At 42.9% G+C, this 22,564-nt stretch carries 25 protein-coding genes; all 25 read left to right on the top strand.

The features are described from left to right. Positions 1-328: 328 nt before the first annotated feature. On the top strand, positions 329-580 hold the full coding sequence (locus ACJHYD_RS23980) for a type II toxin-antitoxin system Phd/YefM family antitoxin (RefSeq protein WP_000121741.1): 252 nt from the start codon (positions 329-331) through the stop codon (positions 578-580). Continuing rightward, positions 570-851 carry a type II toxin-antitoxin system RelE family toxin gene (locus ACJHYD_RS23985; protein ID WP_000638823.1) on the top strand — a complete coding sequence of 94 codons (282 nt, stop codon included), beginning with the start codon at positions 570-572 and terminating at the stop codon, positions 849-851. Before ACJHYD_RS23980 ends, ACJHYD_RS23985 begins: the two co-directional genes overlap by 11 nt. A gap of 67 nt (positions 852-918) precedes the next feature. Continuing rightward, a complete protein-coding gene (locus ACJHYD_RS23990) occupies positions 919-1,218 on the top strand; it encodes a TrbM/KikA/MpfK family conjugal transfer protein (protein WP_000835764.1) in 300 nt (99 codons plus the stop codon). A 2-nt stretch (positions 1,219-1,220) separates the two neighbouring features. Further along, the gene (locus tag ACJHYD_RS23995; protein ID WP_072652802.1) at positions 1,221-2,456 is read left to right on the top strand and encodes a TcpQ domain-containing protein; all 1,236 of its coding nucleotides are present in this window, start codon (positions 1,221-1,223) and stop codon (positions 2,454-2,456) included. Between the two features lie 5 nt (positions 2,457-2,461). After that, positions 2,462-2,899 (top strand): type IV pilus biogenesis protein PilM, encoded by a 438-nt coding sequence (gene pilM, locus ACJHYD_RS24000; protein ID WP_000539665.1) that lies wholly within the window; start codon positions 2,462-2,464, stop codon positions 2,897-2,899. Between the two features lie 118 nt (positions 2,900-3,017). After that, positions 3,018-3,416: a hypothetical protein gene (locus ACJHYD_RS24005; protein ID WP_001153665.1), complete on the top strand. Its 399-nt coding sequence runs from the start codon at positions 3,018-3,020 to the stop codon at positions 3,414-3,416. Between the two features lie 20 nt (positions 3,417-3,436). Next, the gene (locus tag ACJHYD_RS24010) at positions 3,437-4,021 is read left to right on the top strand and encodes a lytic transglycosylase domain-containing protein (protein WP_001177113.1); all 585 of its coding nucleotides are present in this window, start codon (positions 3,437-3,439) and stop codon (positions 4,019-4,021) included. Next, the gene (locus tag ACJHYD_RS24015) at positions 4,021-4,311 is read left to right on the top strand and encodes a conjugal transfer protein (protein ID WP_000865479.1); all 291 of its coding nucleotides are present in this window, start codon (positions 4,021-4,023) and stop codon (positions 4,309-4,311) included. The genes ACJHYD_RS24010 and ACJHYD_RS24015 overlap by 1 nt, the downstream gene beginning before the upstream one ends. Before the next feature lie 70 nt (positions 4,312-4,381). Next, the gene (locus tag ACJHYD_RS24020; RefSeq protein ID WP_000362080.1) at positions 4,382-4,702 is read left to right on the top strand and encodes a VirB3 family type IV secretion system protein; all 321 of its coding nucleotides are present in this window, start codon (positions 4,382-4,384) and stop codon (positions 4,700-4,702) included. A gap of 5 nt (positions 4,703-4,707) precedes the next feature. Beyond that, a complete protein-coding gene (locus ACJHYD_RS24025) occupies positions 4,708-7,065 on the top strand; it encodes a VirB4 family type IV secretion system protein (RefSeq protein WP_000548955.1) in 2,358 nt (785 codons plus the stop codon). Positions 7,066-7,230: 165 nt separating this feature from the next. Beyond that, the gene (locus tag ACJHYD_RS24030; RefSeq protein WP_000432282.1) at positions 7,231-7,965 is read left to right on the top strand and encodes a virB8 family protein; all 735 of its coding nucleotides are present in this window, start codon (positions 7,231-7,233) and stop codon (positions 7,963-7,965) included. 65 nt (positions 7,966-8,030) lie between these two features. Next, on the top strand, positions 8,031-8,732 hold the full coding sequence (locus tag ACJHYD_RS24035) for a TrbG/VirB9 family P-type conjugative transfer protein (RefSeq protein WP_000274524.1): 702 nt from the start codon (positions 8,031-8,033) through the stop codon (positions 8,730-8,732). Continuing rightward, complete coding sequence (locus tag ACJHYD_RS24040; protein WP_000790640.1) at positions 8,722-9,861, top strand: TrbI/VirB10 family protein; 1,140 nt, start codon at positions 8,722-8,724, stop codon at positions 9,859-9,861. The genes ACJHYD_RS24035 and ACJHYD_RS24040 overlap by 11 nt, the downstream gene beginning before the upstream one ends. An 18-nt stretch (positions 9,862-9,879) precedes the next feature. Continuing rightward, positions 9,880-10,935: a P-type DNA transfer ATPase VirB11 gene (virB11, locus tag ACJHYD_RS24045; RefSeq protein WP_001059977.1), complete on the top strand. Its 1,056-nt coding sequence runs from the start codon at positions 9,880-9,882 to the stop codon at positions 10,933-10,935. 15 nt (positions 10,936-10,950) lie between these two features. Continuing rightward, on the top strand, positions 10,951-12,909 hold the full coding sequence (locus tag ACJHYD_RS24050; RefSeq protein ID WP_072652803.1) for a type IV secretory system conjugative DNA transfer family protein: 1,959 nt from the start codon (positions 10,951-10,953) through the stop codon (positions 12,907-12,909). A gap of 46 nt (positions 12,910-12,955) precedes the next feature. Continuing rightward, positions 12,956-13,492, top strand: coding sequence for a sigma 54-interacting transcriptional regulator (locus ACJHYD_RS24055; RefSeq protein WP_001220543.1), 537 nt, complete (start codon positions 12,956-12,958; stop codon positions 13,490-13,492). After that, positions 13,485-15,128: a PilN family type IVB pilus formation outer membrane protein gene (locus ACJHYD_RS24060; protein ID WP_063084537.1), complete on the top strand. Its 1,644-nt coding sequence runs from the start codon at positions 13,485-13,487 to the stop codon at positions 15,126-15,128. The genes ACJHYD_RS24055 and ACJHYD_RS24060 overlap by 8 nt, the downstream gene beginning before the upstream one ends. Positions 15,129-15,178: 50 nt before the next feature. Further along, positions 15,179-16,489, top strand: a complete 1,311-nt coding sequence (gene pilO2, locus ACJHYD_RS24065) for a type 4b pilus protein PilO2 (protein ID WP_001454111.1) — start codon at positions 15,179-15,181, stop codon at positions 16,487-16,489. Beyond that, the gene (gene pilP, locus ACJHYD_RS24070; RefSeq protein ID WP_020245536.1) at positions 16,473-16,967 is read left to right on the top strand and encodes a type IV pilus biogenesis protein PilP; all 495 of its coding nucleotides are present in this window, start codon (positions 16,473-16,475) and stop codon (positions 16,965-16,967) included. The genes pilO2 and pilP overlap by 17 nt, the downstream gene beginning before the upstream one ends. Positions 16,968-16,991: 24 nt before the next feature. After that, positions 16,992-18,530: a GspE/PulE family protein gene (locus tag ACJHYD_RS24075; RefSeq protein WP_000466227.1), complete on the top strand. Its 1,539-nt coding sequence runs from the start codon at positions 16,992-16,994 to the stop codon at positions 18,528-18,530. Then, positions 18,521-19,630, top strand: coding sequence for a type II secretion system F family protein (locus tag ACJHYD_RS24080; RefSeq protein ID WP_000974902.1), 1,110 nt, complete (start codon positions 18,521-18,523; stop codon positions 19,628-19,630). The genes ACJHYD_RS24075 and ACJHYD_RS24080 overlap by 10 nt, the downstream gene beginning before the upstream one ends. A gap of 44 nt (positions 19,631-19,674) precedes the next feature. After that, positions 19,675-20,232 (top strand): type 4 pilus major pilin, encoded by a 558-nt coding sequence (locus tag ACJHYD_RS24085; protein ID WP_000095049.1) that lies wholly within the window; start codon positions 19,675-19,677, stop codon positions 20,230-20,232. A 66-nt stretch (positions 20,233-20,298) separates the two neighbouring features. Further along, positions 20,299-20,781, top strand: a complete 483-nt coding sequence (locus ACJHYD_RS24090; RefSeq protein ID WP_001258095.1) for a lytic transglycosylase domain-containing protein — start codon at positions 20,299-20,301, stop codon at positions 20,779-20,781. A gap of 3 nt (positions 20,782-20,784) precedes the next feature. Then, positions 20,785-21,420, top strand: a complete 636-nt coding sequence (locus ACJHYD_RS24095; RefSeq protein WP_000934978.1) for an A24 family peptidase — start codon at positions 20,785-20,787, stop codon at positions 21,418-21,420. A gap of 12 nt (positions 21,421-21,432) precedes the next feature. Further along, the coding region (pilV, locus tag ACJHYD_RS24100; protein WP_410226416.1) for a shufflon system plasmid conjugative transfer pilus tip adhesin PilV at positions 21,433-22,564 on the top strand (1,132 nt) is incomplete at its 3' end.

Here is a 22,564-nt window from a genome sequence, read left to right on the forward strand (position 1 = left end):
ATGGCACCCGCATAGTGCACTGGGTTATCGCTCGCCACGGGAATATCTGCGGCAGCAGGCCAGTAATGGGTTAAGTGATAACAGGTGTCTGGAAATATAGGGGCAAATCCACAAGCAGAATATTTTACTCAAACCGGACCAGCCCCTTATCGTGAGTGGTTTTACTGGAGTTAATGCTGATAGCCAAAGTGAGAACCGGATTGTCATCATTACGCCACACGTGCGTTGATTCCCAACCCCGGATCATTTTTGTCGTTCCCCACAATCAAAAGCACCTTTAAAAGTCTTTTTAAGGTGCTACAATCTCCATGATACAAATGGAGGACTTATGAGCTACCAAATTCTGACTACGACAGCAGCCAGTATTACTGACCTGAAAAAAAATCCTATGGGAACTGTAGCCGAAGGAGAAGGGGATGCCGTCGCAATCCTGAACCGAAATGAACCAGCGTTCTACTGTGTCCCACCAGAACTTTATGCCTACTACCGGGAACTCGCTGAAGACGCTGAACTCAACGCAATTGCTGATGAAAGAATGAAAAATCCAGACATTGTAAGGGTTAACCTGGATGATTTATGAACTGGCATTTGACCACAGAGCACTGAAGGAATGGCAAAAACTCGGTCACACTGTTCGTGAGCAATTCAAAAAGAAACTGTCAGAACGCCTGATAAATCCACGCGTCCCCGCAGCCAAGCTACATGGTCATACTGACCGTTACAAAATTAAGCTTCGCGCATCCGGTTACAGGCTCGTTTATCAGGTAATTGATGAGAAGGTCGTTTTGCTTGTGATTTCTGTGGGAAAAAGAGAAGGCAGCGACGTCTATCACATGGCAGATACCCGCTGATATTTTAAACCTGTCAAGTAACCCGCCTCGTGCGGGTTTTCTTTTGCCTGAAATATGGAGGAACACCATGAAATCCATCATTTTATCGATGGTTGCCGCAAGTGCTATCGCACTCACTGCCCCCGTATATGCGTCTGATCCGTGTGCTTCCGTTCTTTGTCTGTACGGTAAAGCTATCGGTAGCGGCGGCGGGAGCGAATGCAAAAGCGCCGAAAAGGACTTCTTTAATATCATCAAAAAGAAAAAGGGATCTATTCGCTGGAGCAAAACCTTTGATGCCCGAAAAGCGTTTCTTAATCAATGCACGACCGCAGACCCTGCGGCGATCTCAAAAATCATGAGTAAGTTCGGACGTTCCTGGGGTTAACCATGAAAAAGCTCATTATTATTCCCACCACATTATTGCTGAATGCGTGTTCCCATGCCCCTGAACCCGCACAGGCAAAAGGAGGTTGGTATGAACTGAATACCACAATTGAGCAGGTAAGAGCAGACACATACCATAACGGGGTGGCCCTTCAGCAGCCCGTGTCACAGCCAAACAGCACTGTTCAATACAGCAATGATAATTATCTCAAAAAGGAAGCCATAAACGTAACTCCCGCGCCTCGTATTGCAGAAACCGTAAAACCACGTTCTGAGCAATCAGCGACAGCGCCAAAAAACCAGGGCAGCAATAATAGTTTTCTGAAGCCGACAACAAACAGCATAACTTCATCTGGTGAGATAAAAACAGCAGCCAAAGGAGCAACTAAACAGCATTCTGAACAACCAGCACTCTCTCCCGCAAAGCCAATCAGTAGCAACAACCATCAGGCACAAACGGCACAAAAGACTGATCAGCAGACAAAACCGCGTCCTGAACAACCACCGCTAATGTCAAAAAGCGGTTTTCTGAAAAAAAACGCTAACAACGCTGTTCCGGCCACCACGCTTACAGGCCCATCAACACCTGAAAAGCAAATTTACTTTGTTCGCCATGATGGTAAAGGCTCGCTGCAAAAAGCATTAAAAGAAATTGTCCCATCGGACTGGACGGCTGAAATATCCCCGGAGGTAACGAAAACTTTCCGTCGCACGATATCCTGGCAGGGCAACGATCAATGGCCTTATGTCCTGGATAAAATGCTTCGCAACTACGGTCTGACGGTAATTAAGAACACCGAAAAAAGACATCTTCTGATTGATTTTCAACAACAGAAAGGGAAAACATCACAAAAAGCACCTGTATCTCCTGACAAAACCCCTGCATCTCCTGTCAGGACACCAGTTTCCTCTGACAAGTTACCTCAAAAACCGCTAACGCCTGTCACCGTTCCGCAAAAACAGACAGAAAAACTCACCTGGAATCTTAAAAAAGGTTCGACGCTGCGGGATGGCCTCACCGAATGGGCGTCAAGTTCACCGTGTGGTAATTCAACCTGGAATCTTGTATGGGATACTCCTGTGAACTACAGAATAGATGCTCCTCTTATTTTCCGGGGAAACTTTGAATCTGCATTAAAAGATACGCTGATGCTTTATCTTTCAGCAGATAAACCGTTATACGCATTCAGGAATATTTCACAATGCGTAATCACAATTAAAGACACACAACAGGAGTAATCGCTATGGGTTGGTTCTTCAGCTTGCTCCTGATATTCCTGTCAATAGGCAGTTACTATCTGACAGATAACAATAACCAAACCATACAGCGAATGAAGTTGCTTCCTGCAAAACAGGAAGCAATTGAATTTGTCCATTTCGCAAATGTTATCAATGACTATCTTTATAAATATCCAGACAAACGTAATTCAGGAGGAACGTTAACATCTGAGCAAATCGGTATAACACCCGTTTATGATATTCATCATATTATTTACGGTAAGCGAGTTTATATCTGGTCTGCCGATACAGAAGGTCTGATGTCTGCTTTGCAGCAGCAAACAAAACATTCAGCAATGTTAGGAAGAGTAAAAAATAAGAAGATTGTCGATAATCAGGGGAATGATATGGGCGTTCCCGTTCCTTCCTCCATTCCAGAAGAGGCTATTGTACTCATTAACTAAATATCCCCTGACAAGGGGATTCTGAACTGGAGTCTGCATATCCGACACATCATTATGTGGGCCGGATATATCGCTACGGCGCGGACTTCAGTCCAGAAAATCTTTACCGGAGATACCCATGCAGGATAATGATGATCTCAGCGAGCTTGATATTGCCACTCGTGAAGTCCTTATCTTACGATGCAATCTTATTCAGCTTGCTTCTGAATATATAAAAATAAATCCCCTTAAAAACACCCGAATCTATACAGATTTAATTCATCGTTCAGCAGATGTTATCAAAAATATCGAACAAGGTAACATCCAGAATAAACATAATTATCTGTCACAGGATGTAAAACATACGCTTGTTTTATACGACCTGTACAAATCAGACTTTGAACAATGTCCGGGGGCAAAATCCCTTATACCTGTCAGGGAAAAAATTGTCTCGCTGAAAGAACTTCTTTCCGGCGCTAATGAGCTGGACAGTATCGTTCGTCGCCCCCGCAGGAAAAAACGTTCTTCACGAATTTAATATCAGGAGATAAATCCCTTATGCAGTTATCAGCGGCTGTTCTGGCAGCACTGATAAGTCAGTGTGCCCCTGATGTATCACCCGATACGATGAATGCCCTGATTATGACTGAATCAGGGGCTAATCCATATGTAATAGCGAATGTTTCTGACGGAACAAGTAAGTATTTTAAAGATGAAAAAGGAGCTATTGAATATGCAGAAAAATTAACAGCAGAAAATAAAAGATTTAGTGCAGGTCTGACACAGATATACAGCAAAAATTTCCCATCACTCAATCTGACTAATAAAACAGTTTTTGACCCGTGTACAAATATAAAAGCAGGAGCGGCAGTCCTGACGGACAATTATCTGAGACAAAAGGAGGGTAGTAGTAATCAAAAAATTCTCCGCGCTTTATCTTTGTATTATTCGGGTAACGAATCAACAGGATTTATTAAAGAAAAGAAATTTAACAACACTTCTTATCTGGAACGGGTTATTCGTAACGCGAATAACTATATCGTGCCATCAATCCGTGAAAAAACTGATGAATCAGAAATAAAACCCCCGAATGATGAAGAGAAAACATCACCGGACTGGGATGTTTTTGGAGATTTTAATTAATGAAAGTCAAATCAACTTTGCAGTATTTTATCCTGGCGTTTTTCCTGTCACTAACCGCCTCCGTTGCCTATGCAGGTGGACTCGACACCGCAACAAATACCATGACAGAACTTAAGACATGGGCATTTAGCTTTGGTGGTGTTTGTGCTTTGTGTTACCTGATCTATAACGTCATCATGGCATTCATGGAGAAGAAAAGCTGGTCTGATGTAGGAATGGCGCTTGTCTATTGTTCCCTCGCTGGCGGTGCACTTTACGCCGGGAACTGGGCGCTGGAACTCTTCAAATAAGTAATCCATATATACAACTGTGCCGCATATTTACCTTATGTGTGAATTGCGGCTTTTTTCATGGTGAGTTATGGACAAAGTAAATGAACATGTCAGTGAGTCATTCATGACTTATAACGGGTTTAACCGTCCTGCGTTAATTGCTGGTATACCCTTAATGTTGTTATTGTTCACGGCTTTTTTCGCTGTTCTGACAGGCTTCCCCGCTATTTTCCTTTGGGGTATAAAAGGGATAATTATTCCTGTCATATGTGCGCTGTTTCTTTTTATAGTAAAACTGGCCTGTGAAAATGACTCAAACGCACTAAGAGTCATCCGTTTAAACCTTATGGGGCTTTTGTTAAAAATCCGCCACAGAGATTTAATTATTGGTTATTCATCTGTCAGGTAACATATATGCACAAAATCAAATTAAAAAACAGTGACAATATGGATGTTGCTCGTGAATATCCCGATTATCGCTTCCATGTAACAGACAGTATTATCTTTACTTCTGACAGAAAAATGCTGGCTTCACTTGTTGTAGCAGGCATTCCATTTGAGACGGAGAACGATAATGTTCTTACAAATTTATTTAACAGCGTTAAAAACTTCCTGATTGGGTTAGGAAAGGAAGGCGACCTGTATTTATGGACTCATCTTATCAAGAAAAGAGCAACCATCAATGGAGAATGGAATTTTGACAATGATTTTTTAAGCAGGTTTTCAAAAAAATACCTTGCTCTGTTCACATCCAGCGCATTCTATAAATCAACATGGTATCTGACATTTGGGATTCCCTACGATGATGTTGATACCGGAATCGAGCGCATGAATGAAATGACACAACAGGCGCAAAAAGCACTTCTACCATTTAACGCTTCTTTATTATCCGTATACAATACTTATATTAGTGAGGTGGCAGACTATCTATCACTATTGCTAAATGCAGAACATAACATGATTCCTTTATCATCCACCCCCTTATCATCCAGTATTTGTGATTCTGAATGGTATTTTGGTGCTGATGTTCTTGAACTGCGTAACAACGAATCGGATAGTAAAAAATTCGCAACGAATTATATTTTGAAGGATTTCCCGATAGAAACAACCCCCGGACAATGGGATTTCCTTCTCAAACAACCCTATGAATTTATTCTTACTCAATCCTTTATTTTTGAGTCACCAACAAAAACCCTGAAGAATATCGATTCACAGTTAAACAAACTACAATCAGCTAATGATGCAGCCAAAATACAGCAGGAAGAACTCGAAGCTGGTAAAGAAGCGGTCGCAGCCGGAATTACGTTGTTTGGTTCACTACACTGCGCATTAACGGTATTCGGTGATACACCAGATCAGGCCAGAAGCAATGGTATAAAGCTCTCTGCTGAGTTTATTACTTCGGGTAAGGGATTCCGCTTCAGTCGCGCCTCACTCGCATCACCTTTTGTTTTTTTCAGTCATATGCCGCTGAATAAGAGGCGTCCACTGGATACCCGAAGAACAATTACCAACCTGGCCTGTCTGATGTCTTTTCACAATTATTCCTCCGGGAAAAAATCAGGCAATCCTATTGGTGATGGCTCCGCCATAATGCCTTTAAAAACGGATTCAGGCAGCGTTTACTGGTTCAATACACATTACAGCCCACCGGAAAAAAATGTTACCGGGCAAAAAATTGCCGGACACGCAATGTTTCTTGGCGCAACAGGCACAGGGAAAACAACATTTGAAGCAACAGCCAGCGGCTTTCTTCAACGCTTTGACCCTTTAATGTTTGTTGTGGATTACAACCGTTCTACCGAACTTTTTGTCCGCGCATACGGAGGGAGCTATTTCACATTGCAGGAAGGTATCTATACCGGCTGCAATCCGTGGCAACTGGCAGAAGGCCCGGAATCTCCCGTCTGGCACAGACTTCTCGCATTTCTGAAACGCTGGACACAGGTTCTGGCACGAGACAACCAGGGCAACCCCTGTTCTGATGAACATGGCATTGAATTAAACGCTGCCGTGGAAAGCATTATGCGAATGCCTGTCGAAGAACGCCGGACAGCCCTTCTTCTCGATATAGTCAGTCCTGAACTTCAGACGCGTCTCGCCAAATGGTGCGACAACGGCGAATATGCCTGGGCGGTGGATTCCCCCCGGAATACCTTCAATCCACTGCATCATAAAAAAGTGGGATTTGATACAACCGTTGTCCTGGACACAAAAAACGGTATTCATCCTGCCTGTGAACCTTTACTCGCGGTCCTGTTTTTCTACAAAGAAATCATGCAACGCGGCGGCAATCTGATGCTCTCCATTATTGAAGAGTTCTGGATGCCAGCAAACTTTCCCATGACACAAAGCATGATTAAAAGCGCACTGAAAGCGGGGCGCATGAAAGGTGAAATGATGTGGTTAACATCACAGTCCCCGGAAGACGCCATAAACTGCGCAATTTTTGCGGCGCTGGTACAACAAACCGCAACGAAAATTCTCCTGCCCAATCCCGATGCAAAATGGGAAGGATATAAAGAAATTGGGCTTACTGAAAAAGAGTTTGAAAAACTCAAAGAACTGACGAAGGAGTCAAGGACCATGCTCATCAAGCAATCTGGCTCTTCTGTTTTCGCCAAAATGGATTTGTTTGGATTCGATGAGTTTATCCCCGTGCTTTCTGGCTCTGAAACTGGCCTGTCTATTTTTGATGAGATTATTGCTGAAAAAGGAGATGTAGCTCCTGATATCTGGATACCAGAACTCCTGAAACGCCTGAACGGTTAATTTCTCTGTTTTATACAGAACGGAAAACAATATGAAAATCCCCCTCATAATTGCCTCCGCGCTATTAATTAGTGCATGTTCTCACACCCCCAATCCTGTGCAGAAAAAAGGGGGATGGTTTGAGTTAAACACAGCAATTGAACAGATCAAAGCAGGTGATTATTAATGGAAAACACAAACTATTATGAACATTCAAAAAAAGAAGCCTCCAAAAAGAAATTTGAAGAAAAGAACGAAAAAAAGGATTATTTCAAGGCCATACGTGACTTTGAGCGTAGTGAAATTGAAATCATAAAGAAAAAGGCAAAAACATTTACCATTCTCGCCATTGGTGAATTTGTTGTAATTTGCATTCTTGGTTTCGCAATAGCCTCCCTTGCTCCATTAAAAACCGCTGTACCGTTCCTTGTGCGAGTGGATAACAGCACTGGATATACTGATATTGCCCCTCAATTATCTGATGCTAAGGAAAGTTATCAGGATGTTGAGACTAAATATTTCCTGTCAAAATATCTCATTAACTATGAAGCATACGACTGGCAGACTATCCAGGAACAGGCCGATACAGTAAAAACAATGTCTTCCCAAAAGGTGTTTTCAGCTTATGACACCATGATTCGTGCTGATTCCTCACCACTGAACATTCTGAAAAACAACTACAAAATTAAGGTCCAGATTAATTCAGTAATCCTTCTAAGGAAGGATATGGCGCAGGTGCGTTTCAAAAAAATGGTACTGGATTTATCTGGTAAACCCGCCCCCGGATACAGAGCAACAGAGTGGATTTCGACGATTTCTTTTGACTGGGATAAAGATATCAAAACAGAAAAAGAGCGCCTTGTGAATCCGCTGGGACTGCAAGTTCTGAGCTACCAACCTGATCCAGAGGTTATAAAATGATGCTTAAACGCACTACTGCGATAGTTCTTTTGTCGATGCTACAAGTACCTGGTGCTTTAGCAGCTATGTACGGCACACCATCGGAACGAGACGGGCGTATTCAGACCGTAGATTATAACGAGCAGGATGTATTTAATGTGCGCGTAAAAGCAGGCGCACAAACAACAATTAAGTTCGGACAAGACGAAACAATAAAAGATGTCGGAATTGGTGATCCAGAAGCCTGGTCAGTATCGGTCAGGGACAACACTCTGTTTCTGCGTCCAAAAGCAGAAGAACCGGATACAAACGTTACCGTTCAGACCAATAAGCATATATATCCTCTTTACCTGATATCAACCACGAAACAACCCACGTATATTCTGCGTTTTAATTATCCGAAACCACCGTCAGCTACCGTAATGACTGAAAAGCCATTTCCATGCACTGATGGTGGAATAATTAATGGTCATTATCAACTCAAGGGGGACAAATCAATTTTCCCTTATCAGGTATGGGATAATGGCGAATTTACATGCATGAGATGGACTAATAAACAGGAAATTCCGGTCCTTTATCGTGTTGATGCCGATGGAAATGAACATCTGGTTAACGGAGACAGAAATAAAAACACAATGGTTTACTATGACGTGGCTGAAAATCTCCGTTTGCGCCTGGGTGATCAGGTTGCAGATATCAGAACATCATCAATCGTTAATCGTCCGTGGAATAAAAAAGGTACGTCAAACGGAAAAACACGAGTAGAGAAGTTCAGCTATGAAAAATAAAGATGATGAAAAAAATAATGACGCGGGAAATCGCGGAATTATCGAAGTAAAAGGTAAAGCAGCACCAAAAAAAATATTAATCCTCATCATATTACTGATTGCCGCGTTATTTGTGATCATTATCTTGTTTAAAGTTCTTTCACGAGAACAGGTCGTTCAGCAAACACCTCTTGAGAAGTCTGACGAGACACTGGTCACAAATACCAACAATGGCGTTTCACTGACAACAATGATGAAAAACATCGAAGAAAAGGAAAAACTCGATGCCGCTAACCGCAGGAAAGCACAGGAGGAGCAAGAACAGAAACAGGCAGACAATGCCCCGTCAGCGCCAGCATCACAAAAGGCCGATCAAACAGCCGTCAATGTGATAGCCAACGGCAGTCCCCAAACCGCCAGTGGAGATCCAAACCAACCACAACCATTGCCAAAATCCGTCCGACAACTGATGGGCGACACAATGGTGAAGATCGACAATCAGGAACCAGGCGAAAAAAACCAGGAAAGAGATGATTTACAGGGCAGTCAGTACGCAGACGGAAAGGTATCCCCTGTGCTGAACCGCCGATATCTGTTATCTGCGGGAACAGCATTATCCTGTGTGCTCAAAACGAAAATCGTAACCTCTTATCCCGGTATCACAATGTGTCAGTTAACACGAGACGTCTGGTCGGATAACGGCGAAGTGCTTCTTGCCCGTAAAGGAGCATTACTGATCGGGGAGCAGAATAAAGTCATGACACAGGGAGTAGCCCGTGTGTTCGTTAACTGGACAACGCTCAAAGATGAAAATGTCAATGTGCGCATTGGCGCACTTGGCACTGACAGTCTGGGCGCTTCCGGCCTTCCTGCATGGGTCGATAATCATTTTGGTCAGCGTTTTGGTGGTGCATTGCTGCTGTCATTACTTGGTGATGGTTTAGATATTCTGAAAAACAGCACGCAACAAACAGGCTCAAACAGCAATATCACCTACGAAAACACATCTGACGCAACAAAAGAAATGGCAAAAACAACGCTGGACAATACGATAAATATTCCCCCCACGGCATATATTAATCAGGGGACTGTATTGTCTGTTATTGTTCCGCGAAATATCGACTTTTCATCCGTATATGAACTTCAGTAATTCAGTAAAGCAATTGATATGAATAACATCAGAGATACCAGTAATACATCACAACCACGAGATAACAGTAAAACCGCAAGACGATATCTGGATATGACGGGTATCCAGTCTGTTCTTAATATTGAACATGTCACAGAAATATCTGTGAATAAACCAGGAACAATATGGTTTGAAGGGAAAAATGGCTGGGAATCTAAAGATGCGCCAGACGCGACTTTTGATAATTTAATGACACTTGCCAAAACTCTGACGAACTTATCAAAGATAAAAATACCACTTAGCCATGATAATCCCATTGCATCGGTAGTTCTTCCCGGTGGGGAACGTGGACAAATCATCATTCCACCTGCAACAGAAAATAACAGCGTTGTGATATCTATCCGTAAGCCATCATTAACGCGCTTCACTATAGATGATTATGTCCGAACAGGGCGTTTTGATAATGTCAGGATTGCGACGAAACACGAAGCCATCCTGACTGAACGGCAACGCTACCTGTATGAATTATCCCGGCGTCCAGATGGTCAATCTAAAGCTCAATTTTTAAGAGAGGCAGTTAAAGACCGTCTTAATTTTTTAATCGTAGGTGGGACTGGCTCCGGTAAGACAACTATAGCAAAGGCAATTGCAGATATCTTTCCACCTGAACGGCGTTATATAACCGTTGAAGATGTACCGGAAATGTCTCTGCCGCTGCATCCAAACCACATCCGGCTTTTCTACAAAAAAAATACCGTTGAAGCGAAGGAAATCATTGAAGCGTGTATGCGATTAAAGCCAGATCACATCTTTCTTGCTGAACTTAGGGGTAACGAAGCATGGAGTTATCTGGAGGCGCTTAATACAGGGCATGAAGGCTCAATCAGTACCATTCATGCTAATAATACTTATGCCTCATTTTCACGACTGGCAAGTATTGTAAAACAATCTGATGTTGGTATGACTGTTGATATGGACCTCATCATGCGCACGATAAAAACATCAATTGATGTCATTCTTTTTTTCAACCATACCAGAATGACTGAACTGTATTACGAACCCGAAGAAAAAAATCGCTTTTTGAGCACAATGTAAATTCTGGAGATAACTATGGATGCAAAAAAAACGGGGGGGTTAATTCTCTTCCTGTTACTGCTTCTTGTGGGTGTGCTTATAGCCTCAAACTATCTCGGTGGATACACAGCATTAAGATATTCATCCGTTGATATGTCTTTGCTCAAGTGGGATACATTCCATTCTGTAATCTCAACATTTTCTGGCAACCCACAATATAAAAAACTCGTTTTTATGGCATGGTTTGGATTCAGCGTTCCATTAATATTCTTTGCCATATTCATGTTAATTGTCGTGATTGGGATTATGCCTAAAAAAGTCATCTACGGTGACGCCCGGCTCGCAACTGATATGGACCTGAGTAAATCAGGTTTTTTCCCGGATAAAAAATCACCTTACAAACATCCACCAATACTCATCGGTAAAATGTTCAAGGGGAGATACAAAAAACAATTTATTTATTTCGCCGGACAACAATTTTTAATTCTTTATGCCCCGACACGTTCTGGTAAAGGGGTGGGGATTGTTATCCCCAACTGCGTAAACTATCCAGGAAGTATGGTCATACTGGATATCAAACTTGAAAACTGGTTTTTATCAGCCGGATTCAGGCAAAAAGAATTAGGGCAAAAATGCTTTCTCTTTGCGCCCGCCGGATACGCGGAAACTATCGACCAGGCCATTAAAGGACAGATACGCTCTCACCGCTGGAATCCTCTGGATTGCGTCAGTCGCAGTGATTTACTTCGTGAAACGGACCTGGCAAAAATTGCCGCAATCCTTATCCCGGCAAGTGATGATCCTATATGGTCTGATTCTGCACGCAACCTTTTTGTCGGGTTAGGGCTTTACCTGCTGGACAAGGAGCGTTTTCACCTGGACCAGAAAGCCAAAGGTCATAATGCACCGGACGTCCTTGTTTCCATCAGCGCCATACTGAAAACGTCGATTCCCGATAATGGAAAAGATCTCGCCGCATGGATGGGACAGGAAGTTGAAAATCGTAGCTGGATTAGCGATAAAACAAAATCATTCTTCTTTGAGTTCATGTCAGCACCAGATCGCACAAGGGGAAGTATAAAAACGAACTTTTCATCACCACTGAATATATTCAGCAACCCTGTTACTGCTGAAGCGACGAATTTCAGTGATTTTGATATCCGGGATATTCGTAAAAAACCCATGTCAATTTATCTTGGTCTGACACCGGATGCCTTAATCACTCATGAGAAAATTGTAAACCTTTTCTTCTCATTACTGGTTAATGAAAACTGTCGTGAACTGCCGGAACACAACCCGGACCTGAAATACCAGTGTCTTATTCTCCTGGATGAATTTACATCAATGGGTAAATCGGAGGTCATTGAACGCGCTGTTGGTTTTACAGCAGGTTATAACCTTCGCTTTATGTTCATTCTTCAGAATGAAGGACAAGGGCAAAAAAGCGATATGTACGGTCAGGAAGGATGGACCACATTCACTGAAAACAGTGCTGTTGTGATTTACTATCCGCCGAAATCAAAAAATGCTCTGGCTAAAAAGATTTCAGAAGAGATTGGGGTGCGTGATATGAAAATATCCAAACGCTCAATATCCAGTGGTGGTGGTAAGGGAGGAAGTTCACGTACACGGAATGATGATGTAATAGAGCGCCCGGTTCTTCTTCCTGAAGAAATTGTGTCTCTCCGGGATAAGAAGAATAAAGCCAGAAATATTGCAATCCGTGAAATTATAACCAGTGAATTTAGCCGACCATTTATTGCCAACAAAATAATCTGGTTTGAAGAACCAGAGTTTAAACGCCGCGTGGATATCGCCCGTAACAATCATGTTGACATTCCAAACCTGTTTACACAAGAAGTCATGGATGAAATAGCAAAAATTGCAGAAATTTATCTCCCTAAAGCTGGAGGAAAAAAAGTCATGGTTGCCGGAGGCAATGTGATTACTAATCCAGACCTTGATAATCACGATAAAACAGACGTATCTGAATAATCCTCGCAATAAAGATACTATTGATTAGCAAAGACAGGATTCTATTATGAGAATAAAACACTCGAATATGATAAATATGAATATGAATATGAATATGAATATGATGAAAGAAGCCATTGATGTTTTGATAAACTCTGAAAAACATATTCTGATTATAGGCGAAACTGGAACTGGAAAATCAACACTTTTAGCAGAATTGCTAATCAATGACACTGACGTTAAATATTTTGATTTCTGTGATATTTATAAACGCCATGAACACCTTCCCCTTCTAAAACACCATTATCTTTGCGATGAAAATTTTGATTATTTTGACTTTTTATCTGCACCTGAAAAAACGTTGGTTCTTAATAGTGTAGCCATCGGTAACAACTTACGGGAATCAAAAGTTGTTCAGTTTATTGTTCGATTTATTAAAACAGCCAGGAAACGTGGCAAACGTCTTATTGTTGTCACGACTCCTTCAGATGGCGGCGTACAGATACAAAATCTTTTCGACACAGTTATATCGTTAACCCGCTCTCACGATGAAATAGGATGCACAGTTATCATTCCAGTACCGGAGTTAATTAAATATGAATAAAAAATTGCTTTGTTTATTAATATCCTCTTTTTTATTATCAGGCTGTGCAAACTTCAAAAAAATCAATGCTAATGAACTTGCAGCCGAAAGAGACGCACAAAAAGCGACTGAATACGCGAAAAAAATTCGTAATAACCCGGTTATCCAGGACTCAACAAAACAATGGATTAATACAACGCCAATTATTGAAAAGCAGGTAAAGCAATCAGCGCCGCCCTGCCCGATTGTGATTAATACTCGTTCAGATATTGAGCTACGCCAGATCGCACAACGCATCACACAAACCTGTCATATCCCGGTACGAATCAGCGCCGATGTCTGGACCTATCTGAACGGTACAGGCACTGGCTCAACACAACAAATGACAGGCTCAATTCCAGCACCTGATGCAAATGGAATGGTTCCTCTGGCGTCAGTAGGCAGTCAGCCAGTAAAAGTCTCTTCTGGCGGTACATCACTCCCTGAGCTGAATATCTCCGGGCTTCCTGCCCTACTGCAAACCGTATCTTCACGGCTGGGAATATCCTGGAAATACGATAAAGGTCGTATCACATTCTTCTATCTGGAAACGCGCTCATTCCCGATTACATATATGGACAGCAATGTGGCATACAACTCAAAAGTTGTGAGCGGCACAATGTCTTCCAGTGGCAGTACCGGCTCTACAAGTTCTGGCGGTATGACTGGCGACGCATCAAATACGCAAACTACAACCGTGGAAATGAAATCATCGCTGTACAACGACCTGAAAAGCGAAGTTTCCTCAATGCTGACACCAGGTACAGGGCGCATGTATCTGTCCACAGGTTCACTGACAGTAACAGATACCCCGGATGTACTGGACAGCGTTCAGGAGATTGTGAACAAGCGCAATAATGAAATGAGTCGTCAGGTTGTGCTGAACGTTGAAATCCTGAGTATCAAGAAATCAAGCCAGGAACAGGCGGGAATCGACTGGAACGCAGTATTTAATGATGGTCATCTTGGTCTGAGTCTTGGTGGCTCATTTGGTGATGCCGCCGGGAATGTTATTACCAGTGGTGTATCCATCGTGGACGGTAAGCTGGCTGGCTCAAAAGCATTTCTGAAAGCCCTGTCGTCACAAGGCAGCGTCAGTGTCGTAACGCAAAACTCCGCTGTGACTAAAAACCTGACGCCTGTCCCTATGCAAATTGCCAATCAGCAGGGCTTCATTGAAAGTGTCACAACCGATTCTACCGCCAATGTGGGATCATCCACGTCACTGAATGCGGCAACAATAACGACCGGATTCAATATGACTCTGCTTCCATACATTCAGCCGGATTCACAAAACCTGCAATTGCTGTTCTCAATGAGTCTGTCTGACAAACCTACTTTTGAGGTGTTCGAAAGTGGCGGCAGTAAAGCACAAACACCGAATGTGGATTTGAAAACAATTAATCAGACTATTGACCTGAAATCAGGCCAGACAGTTATTCTGAGTGGATTCCAGCAATCAAACCGGAAAACCAGTAAGCAAGGTGTAATAACCCCCTCCTTCTTTGGACTTGGGGGTGGCATTAACAGCGAAGACGGCGACACGATTCTGGTCGTTTTGATTACACCAAATGTGCTTAATTCCGGCTCCAGTGCAGTAATAAAAAATGTGAACTAATTAACTGAAAACTCCCTGAAAAAACACAGGGAGTTTTTTTGGAGGTCACTTTGTCTGAGAATAATCAGAATAACCGGAATTTCACTTCGGTTATTAAAAACAAGCGTGCTTTTTTCTCCGGTCTGGACTGGAAAACGCTTCCTTCAGAAGAAAAGAATGCGCGTACATTCGCAAGAAAAAACGACGCTGAATATTTTCTCTCCTGTCAGTATCAGGATTCAGAAAATGAAACCAAAACGATGGTGGCATTTATCAGAAAAGAGGATCTTCCCACAGGGGCGTCCTCATTCTGGTCACTGGCACTGATGATAAAACCCCTCATCGAACCTGACGGATACGCTATCTGCGAACTCGGTGATCTTTATGGCTTTGTTTCCTGCGTCAATAACGTTCTCGTCAACGATGTTGTAGGTAACAAAAGTCAGATCATGAGTGCTCTGACAACATTTCTTGAGTTTAATGAAACACCAGAACCCGGCTGGAAACTATACCAGCCTGAATCATGGGATATCAGCCAGGCACTCCCCTCACTCACTCTGTCTGCGTTGATTGACGTAAAAAAACCGCCGAAAGAGGCGGCGTTTACTCGCGTATCCCGAAAACGTCAGTTCATGATTTATGGCGGAAGTGCCATTCTGGCCATACTGCTCTGGAACGGGATCACCATGTACCAGGAATACCGGGAAAAAGAAGCTGCGGCAGAAGCTGCACGTCTTCGTCTGGCAAAAGAAATGGCAGACAAACAGGCAATACAGATTGCCCCACCGTGGCAACATTTACCTGAAATAAAACCATTTATTGATAAATGCATTGATAAATGGGATGCACTGCCCTTATCGATCGCCGGATGGCGTTTTGACCTTGCTGAATGCAGCACATCCGGTAATGACGGGCTGTTACGCACATCATATAAGGAACTGAGCGGCGTTACGGTCGAGGACTTCAGCACACGGATACGAGAAATATTCCAGGGGACAACCACAGCAACTTTTGTATTGCCAGAAGGCAGCGCCGGGGGATTTTCTCTTCCTGTCAGTTTTGACGTTTCACCTGATCCAATTACCCCGGACACATTGCCACAGGCAACAGATATTCAGGAACGCCTGACAACATTTGCACAAAAAATGAGGTTAAAACTCACCTGGCAGGAAATTGAAAACACAAAAACAGATGAAGAAGGCCGTCCAATAATTCTCCCGTGGAACGAGTATGAATTAATGATTCAGACCAGCACCCCGCCTTCAATACTTTTCGCTAACTTTCATGAACCTGCCGTTCGCTTCCAGTATGCAGGAATAAAACTGGAAGAAGGAAGACTGAATTATGAGATTAAAGGTGCATTCTATGTTAAAAATAATTAAACCAGCAATTATTTCTGTCTGTTTTTTCAGTTCACTTGCTTACGCAACAGAATCTGAAAGCACGCCAAAAGACGAAATAAAATATTCATCTCCGACCATTTTACAGGTAGAGCAGATTCAGGCTGAAACGGTAATTTACGAAGCAAAGCTGGCGCGTCAGAAGGCTGTCAGTGAATTGCGTAATCTTGATTTGAATGGTGTAGCGTCCGCAACGCCAGCAATAACACCCTCTTCCGGGTATTCTTCTCTTGCAGATACCGATATACCAGCGCAACGTGTAGCCGCTAAATCACTTCGTGTTATTGAAATATTTGGTACACCACAACAAATGTCAGCACGAATTTCTCTCCTGGACGGGTCAGTAACTGATGTCAAGGTCGGGCAAAGTATTCCTGGTACTTCTTATAAGGTGGCATCAATCACTGGTAATGGCGTCTGGATTCAGAATGGTACAGAGAAACGCCAGCTTATTCTTTAATGCTATTGAAAGAGACGACACATAATGTTTTTTTCTGACGCAGACTATCCCGGAAAAGATATTTCTGATGTTGTATACGTCAGTATATCTGAAAAAGACGATAAACCTGTTCAGGTTTATATCGCTGATAACAGTAAAGGACAGCGTGCTGTTCAGGCTTATATTGGCACTCTGAATGTTAAATATCCCGGACAGGTAAATATAACCTCGACAACTCTTGATGTTATCGCATCCCGCTACCAGGACAGCGAAAAAAGGTCTGATTCAAACTCATCACAACACTTAAACAGCAACCAGGAAAAGGTCATTAGCTACCTGGCGAAAGCAAACAAACTGGGAAGTTCCGATTTGCACATCACACCTGGTCGGGACGGCTCCGAGTTCACTTATGTCGAAGCACGCGTGCATGGGGAACTGGAAATTCTGGATGTCATCCCGCGTAAAGAAGGGCTGGAATTGCTGGGTGCTGCCTATTCTGGAATGAGTGATGTTATCAAAGGTACGCAGTTTGACCCTGCAATACCACAGGATGCACGTATCGCAGAGAATTTTCTGAAGCCTGTAAATCTTTTTGGGGCGCGCTATTCGCATTATCCGTGCGTGGGTGGTGTGTACGCGGTCTTCCGCCTGATTAAAGATGACAGCGAGGATATTCCCACTTTCGAAGAACTTGGCTACATGCCGCAACAAATCCAGACAATCAGGCGAATGTTACAACGCCCGGAAGGAATTATCGTTTTATCCGGCCCTACAGGGTCCGGTAAGTCAACGACTCTGAGAACGGCTTCAGAAGCCTATCTGAGCACGTTTGGTTTCAACCATAACGATAATATGCGTCTCCCCCGAAAACGCCTTTTCACCATTGAATCACCGCCGGAGGGCCGTATTCCCGGCGCAATACAGACGGCAGTCAGGGATTCCGTCGATGGCTGGGTTGACGCGATTAAATCCGCTATGCGACTTGATCCAGACGCGATACTGAACGGCGAAATTCGTGATCACGCATCGGCATTAGCAGCAATCAAAGCCTCGATGACAGGCCACCTTCTGTTGACGACCTTACACGCCAACGATGCCCTGAATATTATTGAGCGCCTTGAAATGGAGAATATTCAGGCCAGGCTGATTGCAGATCCTCTTCTGTTTATCGGTCTGCTGAGTCAACGGCTGGTACAAAAACTCTGTCCTTACTGTAAGCGCACTTATGCTGAAATGGCAGACAAACTGAGTACAGAAGAACGGAAACTCATTGAGGAAAATTGCCTGCCGGAACAGGTCCGGTTGCGCAATCTTGACGGTTGCGAGCACTGTTATAAAGGCGTAACGGGAAGGACGGTTATAGCAGAAGTCGTCTCACCCGACGCACGTTTTTTTCAGTTATATCGTCAGTCCGGGCGTCTGGAAGCAAAATCATACTGGCACTATGAACTTGGAGGAATTACCCGTAATCAGCACTTATTACACCTGATTAATCATGGCCTGGTAGATCCGCTGTCCGCACACTTCATATCCCCCATTGACGAAGATAAATACTCAATGCTCCCGGAGGGGACATGGCGATAAAAGATATATTTGAGAAACTCAATTCGATAGAAATTGATTTCTCTGGAATATCCCACTGGCTGGCAAAATACACATTCAGGTATTCCAGAATAAGTTTATATGAAGATTTATCTGGAATGTTAAATGATGGCATAAATGTAAAGCGTGCTCTTACACACCTGATTGATGTAGAAACAGACTACGGGAAGAAAACGGGGTCTTCTGCAACCTACTATATTTGTTGTGAGTGCCTTAATGCACTGAATAACACAGGGGCAATATCTTCAGCATTAAAAAAATATATAAAGGAGGATGAATATCAATTAATATCCAGCGGTGAAATTCGCGGCGACCTTGCCGGGGGATTAGTTCAGGCCATAAAAATTGTCAGAAGTCGTTCTGAAATGACAATGACTCTTGTTATGTCGATGATTTATCCATCCGTACTGGTTTTTGGTTGTCTGGCAAACATGTATATGGTCCACGATACCATAACACCTGTTTTCCTTTCTCTCGCACCGAAAGAACGCTGGACAAGTTCTATGCGATTACTGACAGATACGTCTGGTTTCCTGATAGAAAACGGAACGTATATTCTCTGCTTCTGCATCGTACTGTTTTTCCTGATCAGATATTCGCTTGCACGTTATACAGGACCGGGCCGTCAGTATCTTGATTACATTCCCCCCTGGTCACTTTATAAAACATTTAATGGTGTAAGTTTTCTCTTCAACATGGCCTCCATGTTAAGTATTGATATTCCCGTTGCAAAAGCACTGGAAAGGCTGGAGAAAAACAGCACTCAAAACAGATGGCTACTCGAACGAATAAAAGAAATCAGGAGATATGTTTTACTTGGACAGTCACTTGCAATGGCAATGAAAAGTTGCGGTTATGACTTCCCATCGAAATTATGCATTAACAAACTATTACTTCATTCTGAAAATGCTGACAATGCATTGATGATGTCTAACTATGCTGATAAATGGCTGGAGGAAGCAAAAGGAAAAGTCAAATCAACAGGAATCTGGATAACTGTAGTATCCGCATTAATTGTTTTCGCATTTATTGTAATGATGATTACTGCTCTCTACGATGTCAGTAACGTCCTGCAACACTAATCCCTAATATTTTTAACCTCTCAATAAATAAGGAATTATTTATTATGTCTTCTATTAATATTTTAAATATGCGTTCTGTTTTTTCTTCTCTTTCTGCACGCCGTAAAAAAGAACAGGACAAAGGGGCAACACTGATGGAAGTGTTATTGGTTGTTGGTGTTATTGTTGTACTTGCAGCAAGTGCATATAAACTCTATTCAATGGTGCAATCCAACATTCAATCATCCAATGAACAAAACAATGTCCTGACAGTAATTGCCAACATGAAATCACTGAAATTCCAGGGGCGTTATACTGACAGTAACTATATTAAGACTCTCTACGCGCAAGGATTACTGCCATCCGATATGATCGCAGATACAACTGGCGCAAGCGCGAAAAACCCGTGGGGCGGCTCCGTTACAATCACAACCTCTTCGGATAAATACTCCTTCAATGTTGTTGAGGCCAGCGTACCGAAGAAAAACTGCATGGCAATGGTAAACGCCCTGCGTTCTTCCAGCGCAATCTCCAAGATTAACAACACTTCCACATCAACTGTCGATGCGGCAACTGTTTGCTCATCTGACAGCAATACGCTGACCTTCAGCACTGATTCCTGATTTTTCATGTGCATCGGATAAGCGCCTTCGGGCGCTTATTTTTTCCATGTTTACAGGAGGAGTATTGTGCGTTCTGTTCTTTATATCCTGCTATCATGTATTTCATCATTAATCTTTTCATTGCAACCCGCATATTCAGCGACAACGACCCGATTTGATGCCTGCTTTGCACAAGCCGGGCAACGTTATCTGATTGATCCCCTGCTTCTGAAAAGCATTGCCACTGTAGAAAGTTCACTCATACCAGACCGGATAAATCACAACAAAGAAAAAGGAAAAATATTAAGCACCGATTACGGACTGATGCAAATTAATTCATCACACATCCCCAACCTGAAAAAACTTGGCGTAATAAAAGACAAATCAGAGCTTATTGATAACCCCTGTCTCAATATACAAATTGGCGCGTGGATTCTGGCAACACATTTTCAGAAATGTGGCATAAACTGGAGTTGTCTTGGCAGTTATAACGCTGGTTTCAAAGAAAGTAACGAACAGAAAAGAATCAAATACGCACGCTATGTCTACAATAAATACATGGTAAGGTAACTTATGCTAAACAGCATATTTAATACGGCGATACTTTGCTGTGCAAATATCGTCTGTCAATGCTACGCCTACAATGAAGTAAAATTCCGTTTAAATAAACTTAATGTATCTTATAAAACCGGCACAGAGAAATATTACTGTCTGATACTGACAACGCTTGCCGTTCTGTATCTTTCATTAAACCAGCTATCACTGATTCAATCTATAATAGTGATTGTTTTCTATGCTTTCCTTACATTAATGGCTTGTATAGACCTTCTTTCATTTCTACTACCACGCCTTTATACCGTGACATTTATCTTCTCTGGCCTGTTATATCAGACATGGAATAACAATATATTGTCTGGTTTGTTTTGTGCAATGCTGATGTTCTTCATTATGCTGTTTGTAAGACTTTACTTTGCATATAAAAACGGAACGGAAAGTTTCGGCATGGGAGATGTGCTACTTATTGCAGGAACTGGCGTATGGTTTCCAACGCCTGAGATTGCCTGTTCAATTGTATTTATTGCCGTTATCGGCGGAATTATTTTCTTCACTCTTGGCGGATTAAACAAGCAAAAAAAATATATTCCATTTGGTCCGTTCCTTTGTGGCGGAATGTTTGTTTACTCACTCGTACCGGGAATATTATTCTGAGGATTAAGAGCAATGAAAAAGACAGATAAAGGTGTATCTCTCCTTGAGGTATTACTTGTCATCGGCATAATGGTGATGGTTATCCCTAAAGTTTATGAAAACATTGAAAACCATCTGAATAATGTTCGCTGGCAGAATGCAGCAGAACACGCAAATACCTATAACACCGCTGTTCGTAATTATGTTGCTGACAATGCATCAACACTACTTGCTGGCTCTTTACCCAAAACAATCACGCCAGCAACACTCATTCAGAAAGGCTATCTGAAATCTGGTTTTTCTGAATCCAATTTTGGACAAAGCTACATTACCGGTATTGCAAAGAACAGCAAAACATCCCGTCTGGAAGCCCTGACCTGTAGTAATGGCGGTCAGTCCCTGTCAGAAGCCGGAATGCGCTCGGTAGCAAGCATGATTGAAGGGCTTGGCGGCTACATCAACAGCAGCAAGCAGGCGATTGGCGCGGGTGGCGGCTGGTCTGACACGCCTTCAAATTACGGGCTGAACTGCGCGACCGGGCATATTGCAATGGCACTTGTTGGCGCTGATTTGCAGGAAAGCGACCGTTTATATCGTTACTCCATAACCAATCGTCCCGACCTTAACAGGATGCATACGGCGATTGATATGAACAGCAACAATCTGAACAACGTCGGCACTTTAAACGGCAACGCCGCCGCGCTCTCCGGCGATATCAGCGCACGTAACGGTACGTTCTCTGGCGCAATTTCAGGAAATACAGCCACAACCAACGGCGATATCACTTCGAATAATGGCTGGCTGGTCACAAAAAACAGCAAAGGCTGGATGAACAGTACCTATGGTGGCGGCTGGTATATGTCCGATTCGTCCTGGTTGCGCAGCGTGAATAATAAAGGGATTTATACTGGCGGCCAGGTAAAAGGTGGAACTGTACGCGCTGATGGACGCCTCTATACAGGCGAGTATTTACAGCTTGAAAAAACAGCAACGGCTGGCACTTCCTGCTCCCCTAACGGGCTTGTAGGCCGCGACAGTACAGGGGCGATACTTTCGTGCCAATCCGGTACGTGGAAAAAAGGAGGGGGCATAGGGAAAGTCTCCACCTATCAGCTTAATTTCCCATACTCTCAGTCAAACTTGGGTCAGCATACTTTTTGCGCAT

Origin of the sequence: Escherichia sp. WS1368 (genome assembly GCF_046487485.1) — a bacterium.
GTDB classification, from domain to species: domain Bacteria; phylum Pseudomonadota; class Gammaproteobacteria; order Enterobacterales; family Enterobacteriaceae; genus Escherichia; species Escherichia coli.